This window comes from Acidisoma cellulosilyticum, assembly GCF_020621385.1.
Taxonomy (GTDB): Bacteria; Pseudomonadota; Alphaproteobacteria; order Acetobacterales; family Acetobacteraceae; genus Acidisoma; species Acidisoma cellulosilyticum.
In genome coordinates this window covers 112,126-127,379 of sequence record NZ_JAESVA010000011.1, presented here as the reverse complement: position 1 = coordinate 127,379, position 15,254 = coordinate 112,126, and the positions used below count along the sequence as shown (strand labels likewise).

General features: G+C 58.2%; 13 protein-coding genes. 3 read left to right on the top strand and 10 right to left on the bottom strand.

Annotated elements, in window-relative coordinates; all coding sequences use genetic code 11:
* Position 1 precedes the first annotated feature (1 nt).
* The 8 genes from ACELLULO517_RS23290 to ACELLULO517_RS23255 are packed head-to-tail and all read right to left on the bottom strand — an operon-like array spanning position 2 to position 8,014.
* On the bottom strand, positions 2 to 1,399 hold the full coding sequence (locus ACELLULO517_RS23290) for an amidase (protein ID WP_227309837.1): 1,398 nt from the start codon (positions 1,397 to 1,399) through the stop codon (positions 2 to 4).
* On the bottom strand, positions 1,396 to 1,590 hold the full coding sequence (locus ACELLULO517_RS23285) for a hypothetical protein (RefSeq protein ID WP_227309836.1): 195 nt from the start codon (positions 1,588 to 1,590) through the stop codon (positions 1,396 to 1,398). Before ACELLULO517_RS23285 ends, ACELLULO517_RS23290 begins: the two co-directional genes overlap by 4 nt.
* Entirely contained in the window at positions 1,587 to 2,333 is a 747-nt protein-coding gene (locus ACELLULO517_RS23280) for an SDR family NAD(P)-dependent oxidoreductase (RefSeq protein WP_227309835.1), read from the bottom strand. Before ACELLULO517_RS23280 ends, ACELLULO517_RS23285 begins: the two co-directional genes overlap by 4 nt.
* Positions 2,334 to 2,361: 28 nt before the next feature.
* On the bottom strand, positions 2,362 to 3,396 hold the full coding sequence (locus ACELLULO517_RS23275) for an oligopeptide/dipeptide ABC transporter ATP-binding protein (RefSeq protein ID WP_227309834.1): 1,035 nt from the start codon (positions 3,394 to 3,396) through the stop codon (positions 2,362 to 2,364).
* On the bottom strand, positions 3,393 to 4,367 hold the full coding sequence (locus ACELLULO517_RS23270; RefSeq protein ID WP_227309833.1) for an ABC transporter ATP-binding protein: 975 nt from the start codon (positions 4,365 to 4,367) through the stop codon (positions 3,393 to 3,395). Before ACELLULO517_RS23270 ends, ACELLULO517_RS23275 begins: the two co-directional genes overlap by 4 nt.
* A complete protein-coding gene (locus ACELLULO517_RS23265; protein WP_227309832.1) occupies positions 4,364 to 5,377 on the bottom strand; it encodes an ABC transporter permease in 1,014 nt (337 codons plus the stop codon). Before ACELLULO517_RS23265 ends, ACELLULO517_RS23270 begins: the two co-directional genes overlap by 4 nt.
* 1 nt (position 5,378) lies before the next feature.
* Positions 5,379 to 6,353, bottom strand: coding sequence for an ABC transporter permease (locus ACELLULO517_RS28970; protein WP_227309831.1), 975 nt, complete (start codon positions 6,351 to 6,353; stop codon positions 5,379 to 5,381).
* 5 nt (positions 6,354 to 6,358) lie between these two features.
* Positions 6,359 to 8,014 carry an ABC transporter substrate-binding protein gene (locus tag ACELLULO517_RS23255; RefSeq protein WP_227309830.1) on the bottom strand — a complete coding sequence of 552 codons (1,656 nt, stop codon included), beginning with the start codon at positions 8,012 to 8,014 and terminating at the stop codon, positions 6,359 to 6,361.
* Positions 8,015 to 8,321: 307 nt separating this feature from the next.
* Between ACELLULO517_RS23255 and ACELLULO517_RS23250 the strand changes: the two genes are divergently transcribed.
* Together ACELLULO517_RS23250 and ACELLULO517_RS23245 are read left to right on the top strand one after the other, a co-directional pair.
* Positions 8,322 to 9,053, top strand: coding sequence for a FadR/GntR family transcriptional regulator (locus ACELLULO517_RS23250; protein WP_227309829.1), 732 nt, complete (start codon positions 8,322 to 8,324; stop codon positions 9,051 to 9,053).
* Between the two features lie 96 nt (positions 9,054 to 9,149).
* Positions 9,150 to 9,512, top strand: a complete 363-nt coding sequence (locus tag ACELLULO517_RS23245) for an MFS transporter (RefSeq protein ID WP_227309828.1) — start codon at positions 9,150 to 9,152, stop codon at positions 9,510 to 9,512.
* A 71-nt stretch (positions 9,513 to 9,583) separates the two neighbouring features.
* Here the strand turns inward: ACELLULO517_RS23245 and ACELLULO517_RS23240 are convergent, their stop codons facing one another.
* Both ACELLULO517_RS23240 and ACELLULO517_RS23235 read right to left on the bottom strand, forming a co-directional pair.
* Entirely contained in the window at positions 9,584 to 10,348 is a 765-nt protein-coding gene (locus ACELLULO517_RS23240) for a prepilin peptidase (RefSeq protein WP_227309827.1), read from the bottom strand.
* A gap of 87 nt (positions 10,349 to 10,435) precedes the next feature.
* A complete protein-coding gene (locus ACELLULO517_RS23235; RefSeq protein WP_227309826.1) occupies positions 10,436 to 13,966 on the bottom strand; it encodes a glycosyltransferase in 3,531 nt (1,176 codons plus the stop codon).
* A gap of 299 nt (positions 13,967 to 14,265) precedes the next feature.
* Between ACELLULO517_RS23235 and ACELLULO517_RS23230 the strand changes: the two genes are divergently transcribed.
* Complete coding sequence (locus ACELLULO517_RS23230) at positions 14,266 to 15,243, top strand: GDP-mannose 4,6-dehydratase (protein ID WP_227309825.1); 978 nt, start codon at positions 14,266 to 14,268, stop codon at positions 15,241 to 15,243.
* Positions 15,244 to 15,254 lie beyond the last annotated feature (11 nt).

The following is a 15,254-nucleotide window of genomic DNA, read 5'->3' as shown; positions in this document are numbered from 1 at the left end:
CTTACATGACCTGGGGGCGCTTGCCGCGCCATGCCGTCGCTGTCTCATACGCATGGGCCAGGCGCAGGACGGTGGCGTCGTCAAACGGCCGCCCCGACATCTGCATGCCGAGCGGCAGGCCATTGGCGGAATAGCCGCAGCAAACCGATATCGTCGGGCTGCCGGTGACATTCGCCGGCATGGTGTAAAGCGGCTTCTCGTAGCTCCCGAAGGGGCCAACCTGCGTGATTTCCGGTGCCTCGCTGGCCGCCGTCACCGTCAGCAGCACGTCGAACTGGTGCATGGCCGCAGCGGTTTCCGCCACCAGTTCCGTGCGCCGGCGTTGCGCCCGCAGATAGTCGGCCGCCGTGATCATCGCGCCGATCGACATGCGGGCGCGGCAGGCATAGCCATACATATCCGGCCGATCCCGCAAGTCCTGCTCGTGAATGGCATAGGCCTCGGACAGCATGATGACATTGCCGCAGGCCGCATATTGGCTGAGCGGCGAAAGACGCGCCTCGCTCACCTTGCAGCCAAGCGCGGTCAGAACATGCACGGCGTCTTCAAAGGCGGCCAGCATGGCGGGCTCGGCCGCGCGATCCTCCTCGTGGAAATGGCGAATAATACCGACGCGCAGCCCCGCAACGCCTGTCGCCAAAGCCTGCCTATAGTCAGGAATAGCCACACTGGCGCTACCGGGATCACGCGCGTCAAACCCGGCCATGGCTTGCAGCATGATGGCGCAGTCTTCAGCGTTCCACGCCATCGGCCCGACATGATCGAGCGAGAAGGCCAGCGGAATGACGCCGCGGCGGCTCACCAGCCCATAGGTCGGCTTCAGCCCGGTGATACCGCAATAGGCGGCGGGGTTGCGGATTGACCCGCCCGTATCGGATCCCGTTCCGGCCAGCACCAGCCCGGCGGCGACAGCCGCACCGGTGCCGCTGCTCGATCCGCCGGTGAAGCGGGCCTTGTCCCAGGGGTTGCGCGCCGGCGGCCATGGCAGATCGAAGGACGGCCCGCCGAGGGCGAATTCATGCGTCGTCAATTTGCCGAGCACGATCGCGCCCGCCGCTTCAAGACGTTTGACGCTTTCAGCCGTCTCGCTCGGCACGCGCTCTTCCAGCAGCCTTGAATTGCCGGTTGTCCGAACACCAGCCGTATCAAAGATGTCCTTGATCCCGACGGGAATCCCGTGCAGCGGACCTTTGTACTGGCCGGACCTGATCTCGGCCGTCGCCTGCTCGGCCGCCTGCAGCGCCTGCTCCCCCGTGAAGGTCAGAAAGCTGTGGAGCACGCCGTCCTGCGCGGCAATGCGGCTCAGACAATGTTGCGTCAGATCAACCGGGGTGATCTCGCCACGCGCGATAAGGTCCGAGGCTTCAGCGATCGTCGGAAAATTGGGGACGGTATTCAACGCGACCGCTCCGCCGAAAAGATGACTGCCGATTCGACGCTGCGGTCAAGATCGCGGTCGAGATCCGTCAGCATGACCGCAAGATGCCTCGCACCCTCCGCCAGTTCCGCGAGGCGGCCCTCCGTCGGCTCCAACCCAGCGCGCAGGGCCAGGCCGCGGATCTCCGCCTCGCTCAAAACAGGGCGCGTCATATCAGGTAGTCCCCGCCATTCGGATTAAGCGTCACGCCAAGATAATAGGCACCTTCGTCGGAAGCCAGCATCACGGCGGTCGGCGCAATCTCGTCAACGGTGCCAAGGCGTCCGATGATCAATTCGTCGATCTTGGCTTGCAGAAGGTCCTGCGACATCGTCCGCGTAATGTCGGTATCGATGGGGCCGGGGCAGATGGCATTGACCGTGATGCCGGAACGCCCGACCTCCCAGGCCAGGGATTTTGTGAAGCCAACGACGCCGGCTTTCGCCGCCACGTAATGGCCGCGTTCCGCCGCCCCCTTATGCGCAAGCTGGCTCGCCGTATTGATAATACGTCCCCAGCGGCGCTCCAGCATGCCCGGCAGAACAAGCCTTGTGCACAGGAACACGCTGCGCAGATTGACCGCAATCATCTCGTCCCACATCTGGACGGACATATCCTTGATCAGGCCGACGGTTTGAATGCCGGCATTATTGACCAGGATATCGATCTGGCCCAGCCAGGCCTCGGCTTCCGCGATCGCTTGGCCGACCGCCTGCTCGTCCGAGACATCGGCGCCCACGGCGAAAGCACGGCCGCCGGACTGCTGAATAGCCTCCACGGTCTCGGCCCCGTCAGCGGCTGTCCGGTCCAGCACCACGACATCCGAACCTTCCCGCGCGAAAGCCTTCGCAATGGCCGCGCCAATGCCGCGACCGCCGCCGGTCACGATGCTCTTTTTGCCTTCAAGCCGTCCCATGATGCTCTCCTGATTTGTCCGCCGAGGCCTAGTTCGTTCTCGCGCCGATGCTGAGGATTCGTTCGGTCTCGCGCTCAAAAGCGTCGAAGACCCGGCTCATCTCATCGCTATGGCCAAGCGCCTCGTGGCGGATGCAATGGACGAAGTGATCCTCGCCCACGGGATGCGCCGGCGGCATCGCGGCACGGCATTGCTCGATCGCCAGCGGGCAGCGGGAGGCCAGAAAGCATCCGGTCGGCAGGTCGATCGGGCTTGGTATCTCCCCCTTCAACGCCACCGGAACGGGGCGAGGCAGGTCAGGGTTGGGCAAAAGCACCGATGACAGCAGACCGACCGTGTAGGGATGCCGCGGACGCCCGAAAACCTCCCTGGCCGGCCCCTGCTCCACGATCATGCCAAGATACATCACGGCAACACGCTGGCTGACATGCCGCAGCGTGCTCAAATCATGAGAGATGAACAGCGACGCCATGCCAAGATCGGCCTGGAGCGAGATCAGCAGCTCGATGATATCGGCACGCGATGTCGGATCCAGCATCGATGTCGGCTCATCCAGAACCAGCAGCTTGGGCCGCGTCACGATCGCCCGTGCGATGCCGATACGCTGCAACTGGCCGCCGGTGAGCTCGGCCGGATAAAGCTTCGCGAGCCTTTGCGAGAGGCCCACGCGATCGATCACCTCCCGCACCCGCTCCGCGCGCGCCGCGGCATCGAAACCCAAAGTCGTCAGCGGCTCCTCGACCGAGCGGAAAACCGGCAGGCGCGGGTTAAGCGCCTCCATCGATTCCTGAAAGACGATCTGCAGGTCACCGAGATGCTTCTTGCGGACTTTCGGCCCGGCCAGATCCTGGTCCTCGAAAAGGATAGACCCGTCGGTGACGTCCGTCAGACCCAGCAGGCAACGCCCGACGGTCGTTTTGCCGGAGCCGCTTTCGCCGACCAGGCCGACCGTCTCGCCCGGCATGACATGGAAAGAGATATTGTTGATGGCCTGGACAACCTTCTTGCTTCCGCTGATCGGGAAGTGCTTCTTGAGGCCGACAACTTCAACGAGTTTTTTCATCTTACCACCGGGAAATGGCATCGTGCTTCATGTCCGGGCGCGATCATCCGCAGCATGGGCTTTTCAGCACGGCAGCGGGCCTGGGCCAAGGGACAGCGGCCGACATAGCTGCAGGCCTGCTCTCCTCGTGCCGGCGCGGCTTTGTCCGCATCGGCATGCGACCATAAGGCCCTCAGGCGCTTATTATGGGAGAAGGCGGCCAGCAGCATGATCGTATAGGGATGCGCGGGACGCAGAAACACGGCCTGCCGGTCGCCGGCCTCGACAATCTCGCCCTGATGCATGACAGCGATTCGGTCGCAGACATGCGCGGTGATCCCGACATCACGGGTGATCAGCAGCATCGAGCTGTTCTGCTCGCGGGCAAGGTCACGCAGAAGCATCAGGATCTGCGCCTGAACCGTGACATCCAAACCGCTGGTCGCGTCATCCGCGATCACCACCTGCGGTCCGCAGACCAGCGCGATCGCGATGACAATGCGCTGCGCCATGCCGCCGCTCAATTCATGCGGATAGGCCGCGTATCGGCGGTCCGGATCGGAGATCTGCACCTTTCTCAGCATCGCCCGCGCGGTTTCACGGGATTCCTTGCGACCTTGTCCCAGATGGACGCGGGCCATGGTGGCGATCTGCTCGCCGACCGGCAGCAGAGGATTGAGCTCACCGCGCGGATTGGCGGTGATCATCGATATCCTGGCGCCACGCACGCGCTGCAGGCGCCGCTCCGACATGGTCAGCAGGTCTTCGCCCTGCAGTTCCGCACGGCCCTTGGTGACGCGCCCGGGCTCCGGCACCATTTGCATGATGCTGCGGGCGAGGACCGTCTTGCCAGCACCGGCCTCTCCCACCAGCCCCACCACCTGGCCAGGCTCGATGGCAAGGTCGAGGCCAGAGATCACCGCAACGTCGGGCCCCGTCAGTGAGGGAAACTCGACCCGCAGGTCCGTGACATTGACAAGCGGCCCGTTCATCGCCCGATCCTTGGGTCAAGCAGAAAATACGCGATATCGACAAGCAGATAGACAAAGAGCGAGAATACGGCGGCAAAAAGAACGAAGCCGAGGACAGGGTAGATATCGGCGTTCAGCACACCCTGCACGGCATATTGCCCTGCCCCGCCCCATGAAAAAACAATCTCGACCAGGACCGCACCGCCCAGCAGAAAGCCGTACAGAACGCTGATGATCGTGAGGATGGGCGGCAGCGCGTTATGCAGCGCATGCCGCATGACCAGCCGGCGCGGCAGGCCGCTCATCACCTCGAACCGGCTGAAATCCGATTGCAGCATCCGCTCCATAGTAGAATGCGTCATCTTCATGATCGGGCCGGCATTGATCAGGCCGAGCGTCAGCACCGGCAGCACCAGATGCGAGATCGCAGAGAAGAAGGCATCCAGGTTTCCGTCGAGAAGACTGTCGATCGTGAGGAACCCGGTCACGGTCGGCGGCGCGATCACCGCGATGTCGATGCGGCCAAGCGGCGCCGGTGCCCAGCCCAAAATCGTATAGAAGACGAAGATCAGCAGCAGCCCGATCCAGAAATCCGGCAGTGCGCCTGTCACCAGACCATAAAGTTCAGCGATGCGCGCGGTCACGCTTTTCTGCCGCATGGCGGACAGAATGCCGAGCGGCACGCCGATGAGGATCGCGACCAGCAGTCCGAAGGTCACGAGTTCGATCGTCGCCGGAAAGCGGTCGATCAGATCGCTCAGGACCGGTCGTGTCGTCTGCCAGGATGTGCCGAGATCGCCATGAGCCAGATCCTTCAGATAAATCAGGAACTGCACCGGCAAAGGCTGATCCAGGCCCAGCCGCTTCGTGAGTGCTGCGATAGAATCCGGCTGCGCCATCGGCCCCAGCATCAGCACCGCCGGATTTCCGGGAATGGTTTTGATCAGGCAAAAGCTGAGCAGCAGAATTCCGAACAGCTGGGGAATGAGATAGGCCAGCCGCCGCAGCAGAAATTTAGGGAGACCTGACATGTTACTGACCTCGCCCCAAAGCGGCACGCGGCGCCGAAGCGCGTCTCTTCCGCGCGGCGATGTCCGCGACCAGACGGCGAACCTTGGCGGGATCTGCGAAGGTTTCGACACTCGCGCCGACCAGAGAGAATCCGAAGACGGTGATCGCCAGGACAACGCCCGGGAAAACCGAGGGAGACCATTGCCCGGTCACGATGTTCTGGAATCCGGCCGCGATCATGCTACCCCATTCGGGTGTCGGCGCCCTGACGCCGGCGCCGATGAAACTCAAACCGGCCGTCATGATGACGGACCATCCGATATTGATCGAAAGCTGGGCCAGGGTCGGCGCCATGGCGTTCGGAATGACATGGCGCAGGATGATCTTGCTGTGGGAGACGCCGGCGACTTCCGCTGCTTCGACGAATTTCATCTCGCGAATGGAGATAACCTGAGACCGCATCAGCCGAAGATAGATCGGAATATTCACGAAAGCGATGGCGATCACCACCGTCTGGATGCTTTGGCCGAGGCTTGCGACAAGGGCGATGGCAAGCACGAAGACCGGAAAGGCCTGCAACACGTCGGCCGCGCGCATAATGACGAAGCCGATACCCTGCCGCACGCCCTTGCTGCGTCCATGAAAACCGACCCAGGCTCCGATCAGGCTGCCGATGACGGCCGAAATCAAGGTGCCTGACACGGCGATCGTCAGATCGATACGTGGCGCATAGAGGCAGCGGGAAAACACATCCATGCCGACCGCGTCCGTGCCGAACCAATGCGCCGCACTCGGCGACAGAAGGGCCGACTGTGGATTGGCCGAGACGGGATTATAAGGCGCCAGAACCGGGGCGAAGATCGCCCCGATCATGACCAAAGCCACGATGATATAGCCGATCGCGAATCTCGGCCGCGCCTGGACAATGGACCACAGGGTCTGATGCCAGGGGTTGCGGTCAGGCGGCGTTCGCTGCGGCCCCTCTTGAGCGTCCACGCGTGTTATGCCCTGTAGAAGTCTTGGAACCGAAGGTTATTGGCCGTGTAATAGGTGAAGCCCTTCAGATCTTGTGCGCGCGCGAGGCAGTATTGAGGGTAGGTGAAGAAGCCCCAAGGCGCCTCGTTCATGACGATCTTCTGCACTTCCGTGAAGTTCTTCTTCCGATCGACATCGTCCAGCGTCACCAGCGCCGTGCGGATAAGATCGTTCACTTTCGCATTCGTATAATTGCTGTAGTCAATATAACTGCGGCTGTCGAAATAGAGCTCAAGTGCATAGCCGGCGTCAGACGTCCAGGGCGAATCTAGATACAAGATCAAGGGCTTTGAGCGTTTCGCGACATAGTCATAGAAGACGCCGGCGGGAAGCTTGTCGAGCACGATCTTGATGCCGATTTTGGCCAGTGCCGTCTGATAGATGAGCGCGATCGGCTCATGCGTCGGGTCGCCCGCATTGTAGCTCAGCGTCGTCGTGAAGCCGGCTTTTAGTCCAGCCGAAGCAAGAAGCTGCTTTGCCTTATCGACGTTCTCTTCATATGCGTAGCTGTTGTCGGCCATCGGATAGATATGCGGCATCGGAGCCGTCATCGGCGTCGCCAGGCCGTAATAAACCGTCTCGATAATGTCTTTGTAGGGGATGACGTAATTCATCGCCTGGCGGACGCGAACGTCATCAAACGGCTTGGTGGTGCAGTTGATGGAAAGCCACATCAGATAGGACGCATCGACGGCGTCAAAGGTCGCCTTCTTTGAATTCTTCAAGGATATATATTCACGTGGCTCCAGGAACTGCGCAATATCCACGGCCCCGCCCTGCAGAAGAGACAAGCGGCTGGCCGAGTTCGGCACTTCCTTCATGATGACGTTTTTCATGAAAGGCTTGGCGCCATAATAATCGTCACGCGCGGTAAAGATCGCCTGCTGACCGCGAACGATCTGCTTCAGCCGATAGGGACCAAAACCCGCGCTATCGTTCTGGAGGAATTTCGTGCCCCAGGGATCATCGGTACCACCGACTTCCTTCAACTTCGTCGAATCGAAGATCGGGTTGGCCGGGCTGACCTGCTGCCGGAACAGAATGGGCGTGGGCTTCTCGAAATTGAACGAGATGACGTTGTCACCCTCGATCTTGATCTGGTCAGGGCTGGTCAGACCAAGGACAGAGGTATTGAACGCACCCTGCACTTTCTCCGCGAATTTGCGGTCCCAGGTCCATTTCACGTCGGTCGCCGAGAGCGTATTGCCCCAGTTGCTTTTGACTCCTTCGCGCAGCTTGAACGTTGCCTTCAGGCCATCGCCGCTGACGCCCCAGCTTTCCGCCAGGCGCCCCTGCAAAGCCAATCCGCCCGGGCGATCCGGATAAAGGCCGAGATTTTCGCGCAAGACATCCGGGCTTTTCGGATCAGGAATTTTCTCATAGGCGAGAAGATCATCGTACAGTGCACCGAGGCAATCCACAAATCCCAGGCTGACGTCGAACTCCATGTCCATGCCTTGCGGGGTCGACGGAGATGCGATCACCAAGGTATTGGCGCGAGCAGCGGAGGCCTCGGTCGCGCCTCCAATATCAAGTGCTGCTGTCGCAACACCAGCCGCACCGGCTGTCTGGATAAACCCGCGCCGGGTCATTCCGCTCGCGCGGTCGTTCGAACTCGTCATCTGTGCAACAAGCCTCCATTGAATCCGCTGCTGGGGCGTGAGATACAGACAAGCGCTCTCTGGCCCGACCACGATATATGAACATTCGCACAATTTTGCGTCAAGATGATAAATGTAAAAATTATTCCGCTGATTTTTTTGGCATTTGATTATAAATAATGCAATTACACCCAAAAATTCTGGGTTTTATAAGACAGCCTCTTGACTAAATCTGTGCGCTGGGGATGTTTCAGGTGCGATTGGAGAACTGGCCAAGCTCAGGTCGGACCAGACGATAGGCCTATAACGCGTGAGGAGACTGCCTGAGGTGACCAGCGACGACGTCTGCGGGCAGGTTGAGCAAGCCCCATCTTCCGAGGTTCAGGTTGCCCACGCGACCTCCCGCCATCTGCACGGCCTGATCAAGGCGGGCAAATGGCCGATCGGCGAAGCATTGCCACCGCAACGGGATCTCGCCAAGACCTTGAAAGTCAGTCGCTCGTCCTTGCGAGAGGCGCTGTCAATCCTCGAAGCCTTCGGCGTATTAAGAACGATACCGAGGCAGGGAACGATTGTCGCCGATACGGAGGGGACGGAGGCTCATGGAAGCCAGCCGAAATCCGGCAAAGGCTATGAGCAGTCAGAGATCTATCAGTTTCGGTTCATGATCGAAGGATACGGGGCGCGGATCGCGGCGACCCGCGCGACCCAAAGTCAAATCGATGAAATGGCTGCCAATATTGCGGCCAGCCGCAGTGCCGTCCGCGATGAGGACCTGGTCAGTTATGTGCAATGCGATTTCGAATTTCATCGCATGATTCTGACCTGCTCCGGCAGCCAGCTTCTGCTGGATCTTTATGACCAGTTCGGCGCCACCTTCCGCGAAAACCTTCGTCTGCCGCTTGCCTCTCACCGGCGGCTGTCAGAACCCTTGAATGAGCATGAGAATATCTTCAGGGCGATCGAAAGACATTCGGCCGAGGATGCTGCCTATTTCATGCATCTCCATGTCATGAAAGCGGCCAATCGCGCAGAGATCCCCTTCAATGAGGTTATCTAATTGGCCGCTGCGGGCCAAAAGATCGCCATACAGCCGCCTTTCTCTGTAAGACCGCTATGACGTCAGTTGCGCCTGCGCTTTTGCTTTCGTCCGACGATGGCTTGTCGAAGTCATCGCGGTCCTGTGGAAACCGGATTGATCATGACGGCCTGGCCCATCGCAATCGTGGTGACGGCGCCCCTGGTCGGCCGCATGGCAGACCGCTATCCGGCGGCGTTACTCACATCACTCGGCATGCTCGTCGTCAGCATCGCCTTTCTGCTGCTGCGCTTGTTGCCACTGCATCCGTCGGATTTTGACATCGCCTGGCGCATTGCCCTCGCGGGCGGTGGCTTCTCCATGGTTCAACCGCCAAACAACAAGGCCATGCTCAACGCTGCCCCCAAGCACCGTATTTCAGGTGCCAGCGGCATGATTTCCGTCTCGCGCCTGTCGGGTCAGACAATGCTGGACAAGTGAGCCTAAAAGATTCCGGCTTGATCCACTCCATCAAATGTTGGCAGCAAACACATAGGACTGAAACCCTCGCATCAACGCATTATAGAGCTGCTCGCAAAGACCCATACAATCCACAAAGCCAGACACAGGCCAGCGCCGAGGGGAAGCCGCATCCTAGGCTCGATAGATTGACGCGACCACCAAGACTTCAAGGCGGCCGCCGCTAAAGTCAAAACAGCGCCGCCGATCAGAATGTAAGGCAGAGGTCCAATGCCGACCCAGGAGCCGGCTGCCGCCATCAGCTTGGCGTCACCTTCACCCAAACCGTCCCGACCACGAATCCGACGGTAGAGGACAGCGATAGCGCGAAAGGCCAGGTAACCGAAGGCCGCGGCCAATGCATGATCCGTGATATCGCCCGGGTCGAGCCAATATGTCGCGAAAAGCCCCAGTAGGATAAGCGGCAAGGTCAGGACGTCCGGCAGGATCATGTATCCCCAGTCGATCCAGGCAAGGGCCAAAAGCGCCCAACCCAGGACGCATCCAAACCACATCACTGCCGGATCGACGCTCATCGCGATTGCGATCACGGCAATCGTGAGCGCCGCGAGTTCGATCGAGACGTAAAACAGTCCTATCGGCGCGCTACAAAACCGGCATTTTCCGCGAAGGGCAACAAAGCTGATCAGCGGAACGAGATCAAGCGGCCCCAATATATGATTGCAATCATCGCAGCGTGACCGGTCAAAGGCGACCGGCAGCCGCTTCGGCAGCCGCTTTATCAGGACACCAAGGAAACTGCCAACGAAAGGCGCCAGCAAGATGACGTATAACGAGTCGGGAGAAATTGCACTCACGGTGCCATCGTTAATTTCCTTGATCCTCTCATGTTCTACAAGCTGCACGATTTTTCATCGCGCAATCTTACCTCTCGCGATTACAACTCACAGCGCCGCAAGACGCCGAACCATGGCGGAACCCGCTTGATGATGGCTCATCCTGGTCTGCAGGTCTGCTTGCCCGCGCAAGCCAAGATCATGCGCTGCGTCTCGATTGTCGAAAACATAGCGCATATGAACGATAGCATGATCGATTGATGGCTGGGCCCATCGCAAACCGCGACGATAATTAGGGATATCACGATCCAATGTCACGACACGATGGTCTACGAGGAGGCTATTACTGTCATTCATGAAGTCGACATTCCCGGAATAACCGGTAGCGATTGACGGTTTGCCCAAAAGCATCGCTTCGATCATTGTCAGTCCCAGGCCCTCGCTACGATGCAGGGAGATGTAACAATCGCATATGCTCATAAGACTAAGCGTATCGCTACGATCGTAAACATCATCGATGATGTAGATTGGGAAACCTGCTGCCGCCGCACGAAGGCCGGCAAGCTGCGTCGGATGGTCGTTACCGAATGTCGTCTTGATGACGAGCATGACATCATCTTTCGGATCGAAGGCAGCGCGGAATGCCGCGATTAGACCAAGCGGGTTCTTGCGCTCGATCGCGCTCGTCATATGAAACATAAACAGGAACATGAAAGGTCCTTCGGGCAATCCGAAGTGCGATCTTGAACTCATACGGAATTCGGGAATTTGGAAACCAGGCGGCAAAATATGAACCGGTTTCGCATAGCGAGACTTCAATGCATCACTTACGAAAGATGTGGCTGTCCAGAGTTCGTCGCATTTGGACGCGGCCAAGTCCCAGGCCTCAGGGATATCCTCCGATTCCCAATACCAATAGCCAATGCGATAGGTCATTGGAGAGCGTTCGCTTATACCTGCCCGCGTAAAAACATCGGCGAAGTAGGGTTCGGGCTGAACGTGAATGATGGACAAGTCATAGCTTTCGACCCCGCTATATCGTTCGAATTCCGGCTCATCCCAAGACAGGTTAACCGGCACGTTTCGTAAGGATAACGGGACGTTCTGGCTTCTCAGACTATCGGCGATATTTTCCGCTGACACGCGCAGTCCAGACGGATAGGTAAAATGAGCAAGAATATTGACCCCTTCAATCGTCGAATTGATCGATGGCTCATTCTCCTCCTCGATCAATCGATCCGACTCATTGGTTAGCTGTCTGGTTGATAATGGCCATGAAAGCTCATCGACATAGCTTGCAGATGTATTGAACCGATCACGGATCCAGCGAGAAACGGGCCCTTTTCCCGCTACATTAAGGCCCGCAGGAAATTTACTCTGCCAGTCCGGTGTGTAAAGCCAAGTCTGAATCATTTCTGAGCCAATAGATTCAGCTGACTGAAGCATTGTCCACCAGACTTCCTCAAGCGTCAAAACACGAGAATCGACAGCGGCAAAAAGAATAGTCGCCAAAGCACCCCTTCCTTCTGGTAAAAGAAAGAGCGGAGAGGATGCTCGTAAAGCCTCGCTATAAAAGGCTACTTGGCGCCCTTTCTTTGACAAATCCGCCTCAAAGGCGCCAAGAATTATTGCCTTTTCCTCCGGTTCGAGACCAAAAGACGCCTCGTCATCGTCGGTCAACCAGCGGCAGAACGCGCCATTTGCTCCATCTGACAGTGCCATCGGAAAACGCTGTCGAAGTGAAACGCGACGTCTTAGCAGCGTAATTATAAAGCGGGCGGCTGCCGAAATGTCGGTGATACGAAGATCCCCATCAGCCTCGACGACGATTTCAGTGATTGGCCGTCCCACACTGCAGCTCATCTCGCGATCATTGTTCAGGTCCAGAGTCCGAGACCTCGTCGGCAGATCGCATGATTGATGTGGACCGTTCTGCTGAGAACTGCCCGCCGCCCCTGGCCCGATCGCATAGGGCCTAAGACCGCCGATTCCGAGCGCATCCATCTGGGACGTCAGAATAGATGTATCATCAACTTCGATATTCTGAATTTGGAATTTATCGTCCCAAGCTAATGACGGTTCTACCTGTATATTGCGATATCCAAACGTACTGGCACTCAAACTCAACGCGGCGTCGCCATGCATCAATTGGAATCGTTCATCATATCCGCCGATACGGTTAAAGACATTTCGTCTGATGATCTGGCATGGGCCAGAGAAATAAATCGGATTTTCTGGGGCGCCGAACCGCCCATCATCAAGCGGTTCAAATCTTGGAGCCACCACACCAACGCCAGGTCGGATCGCGTGCCGAACGAGTTCTGCGAGCCAGTCTAGCGTCTGGAATTCAACGCCAAGCCGCAGGAACAGCAAAAGCTCACCTCGCGCGGCAGCCGCACCGACGTTGCAAGCATGATAATAGCCCCTGTCTGGTGTGGACTGGACCACCGCTCCGCCCGCCGCTTCGATGGTGCGATAGAGAGCATGACATTCCGGTTCCTGCCGCCCAGGATCGACAATAACGATTTGGATAGGTGCAGCGGTGACAACCTGCGTCATCTTAAGGCAAAAACGACCCAAAGCTCTTGCGTCATGAGGGTCCGCCAAGATCACTGAGACGAGCGGCGGCCGCGTGATCGGCCAAGTCGCAAGCTGGACGCCATGAGGCGAGGTTTTGATGTCAGCCTTGATCGCCTGTCGCGACCAGTGGCGCTCTGCGGTCAGGCGGAATTGCACTGATCGCGCGTCCTCCGGTGATGGACGATCGTTGTCATGGATGCGATGGCAGAGGACGCTTGGAATATGCCTGATGCCTCGGGCGTTTGCGGTCTCAGCGAAGGGACGTGCGAGCCTGAGCGCCATGTCCCACTCAGTCGCCAGCCCTAGATCGCCGGCATAGCCACCTGCGGCTAGGATCGACTCTCGCCTCAAGGCCGATGGACGGCCAAAGTAGTTGTAGCTCGCGAGCCTTTCCGGCGACCAGCCCGGCTTGGCAATTAGATTGATCGGCTCCCCCCCAGTCACGCGGCTAGCTTCATCACCATAGATCATCACCGAATCTGGGTAGCTTGCTATCTGGTCGAGGAGGATAGCAATGGCATCTTTGGAAAGCAGATCGCCTGCGTCGAGTACAATCGTGAAAGCGCCTTTTGCTTGTTTCACGGCGCTCTGAAGAGCGGACCCACGCGACGTCGATACCCCCGGTAGACGAACAACCCGAGCGCCCGACCAAAGCGGCCGTATCGAGCGAAGGCGATTCCATCGCTTGCCGTCCTGTCCTTCCTTTATGACACAAACAATGGCTTCCCAGTTCTGAGAACTTTGCCACCGAAGGCTTTCGATTGTATCAAGTAGATAGGCTGGTTCATCGCCGCTCGTCGTAATGATTATGGAGACCACAACCGCCTTTGAATCCGGAACGGCTGAGACTGTGGGGCTTGAATTCCCGACATATGAACCACCGATATCCTGGGCCAGCTTGGTGATTTCAGCGTTCAGCTTCAGGATTCGTGCGGTGCGCGCGGGGCGGAGGTTTCTGCCCAACAAGGGCAGCAAATCAGCGCGTTGATGACGTATAACCCTGACCGCTGTATGCAGCTTCTTCGCTGGTCCAGAAATTATGCGCTTAATGCTAGACATTATAACCCCGTCTTCTAGCTTGCCCCCATCCCTGTTGCAAAGCAGCAAAACTTGGAGAGAGCTCAATGACAGAGGGATACATGGCTTCGGCTCCTCCATCAACGTGATCGGCCCTCCCCCAGTATCGTGGCAAATCCAATTTAGATTAACGCCCGCAAAGCTGAAGCAGATGCAGCGCGACAGGCGATCGCCGCGCCGCGACGAAGCAGGACGACTTTGCCCTACCTCAATGAGAGGCTTGCCTCTTGCCATCAAGACGGAACCGGGTATCAGAGTATCAGGAACGGGGCGAACCTTGAATGACCACAGCTTTGATAACTGGCATCACGGGCCAGGACGGTGCCTATCTTGCGCAATTATTGCTGGAGAAAGGCTATCGTGTGATCGGCCTTATTCGACGCTCCGCGTCCTCGGATGTCGTCGGCGAGCGTTTGCGTTGGCTCGGAATATTGGATCGGGTCGAATTAAAAGATGGTGACCTGACAGATATTTCGAGTCTCATTCGTGTCATTCATGAAACGCAGCCGGATGAGGTCTACAATCTTGCCGCTCAAAGCTTTGTCGCGGCCTCCTGGCATCAGCCCCTTTTGACCGGTACCGTCACGGGTTTGGGAGCCGTGAATATTCTCGAAGCACTCCGGATCATACGCCCGCAAGCACGATTCTATCAGGCGTCGAGTTCCGAAATGTATGGCTTGATCCAAGAGCCCGTTCAAAATGAGCGAACGCCATTCTACGCCCGTAGTCCTTATGCCTGCGCTAAACTCTTCGCACATAGCATGACCGTGAACTACCGCGAGAGCTTCGGAATGTTCGCCTGCTGCGGCATTCTATTCAATCATGAGAGCCCGCTCCGCGGGATCGAGTTTGTGACCCGCAAGATCACCGACGGCGTCGCTCGGATCAAGTTGGGTCGCGCCGATCACCTGACGCTCGGCAATCTCGAAGCGAGACGGGACTGGGGACATGCCAAGGACTATGTTCGTGCTATGTGGCTGATGTTGCAGCAGGATGTTGCGGAAGATTACGTCGTCGCCACTGGGAAAACGTCGTCTATCCGCGACTTCTGTCGGCTGGCCTTCGAGCACGCGGGCTTAGATGCGACGGAGTTTGTAAGGACAAGCCCGTCTCTGTTGCGGCCTGCCGAGGTCGACCTTCTGCTTGGCGATGCATCAAAAGCAAAGTCTAAACTCGGTTGGACGCCCGTGAAATCCCTTCAAGAGATTGCCACGGAGATGGTCGACGCGGATATTGCCCGTCATTCCAGCCGTCAATGACAAGAAACAGC

What these genes read in the sequence shown, in the direction of transcription:
- ACELLULO517_RS23285 (WP_227309836.1), bottom strand. Translation starts at nt 1,590, where the DNA reads ATGACGCGCCCTGTTTTGAGCGAGGCGGAGATCCGCGGCCTGGCCCTG.
- ACELLULO517_RS23245 (WP_227309828.1), top strand. Translation starts at nt 9,150, where the DNA reads ATGGCTTGTCGAAGTCATCGCGGTCCTGTGGAAACCGGATTGATCATG.
- ACELLULO517_RS23230 (WP_227309825.1), top strand. Translation starts at nt 14,266, where the DNA reads ATGACCACAGCTTTGATAACTGGCATCACGGGCCAGGACGGTGCCTAT.
- ACELLULO517_RS23235 (WP_227309826.1), bottom strand. Translation starts at nt 13,966, where the DNA reads ATGTCTAGCATTAAGCGCATAATTTCTGGACCAGCGAAGAAGCTGCAT.
- ACELLULO517_RS23280 (WP_227309835.1), bottom strand. Translation starts at nt 2,333, where the DNA reads ATGGGACGGCTTGAAGGCAAAAAGAGCATCGTGACCGGCGGCGGTCGC.
- ACELLULO517_RS23265 (WP_227309832.1), bottom strand. Translation starts at nt 5,377, where the DNA reads ATGTCAGGTCTCCCTAAATTTCTGCTGCGGCGGCTGGCCTATCTCATT.
- ACELLULO517_RS23270 (WP_227309833.1), bottom strand. Translation starts at nt 4,367, where the DNA reads ATGAACGGGCCGCTTGTCAATGTCACGGACCTGCGGGTCGAGTTTCCC.
- ACELLULO517_RS23275 (WP_227309834.1), bottom strand. Translation starts at nt 3,396, where the DNA reads ATGAAAAAACTCGTTGAAGTTGTCGGCCTCAAGAAGCACTTCCCGATC.
- ACELLULO517_RS23255 (WP_227309830.1), bottom strand. Translation starts at nt 8,014, where the DNA reads ATGACGAGTTCGAACGACCGCGCGAGCGGAATGACCCGGCGCGGGTTT.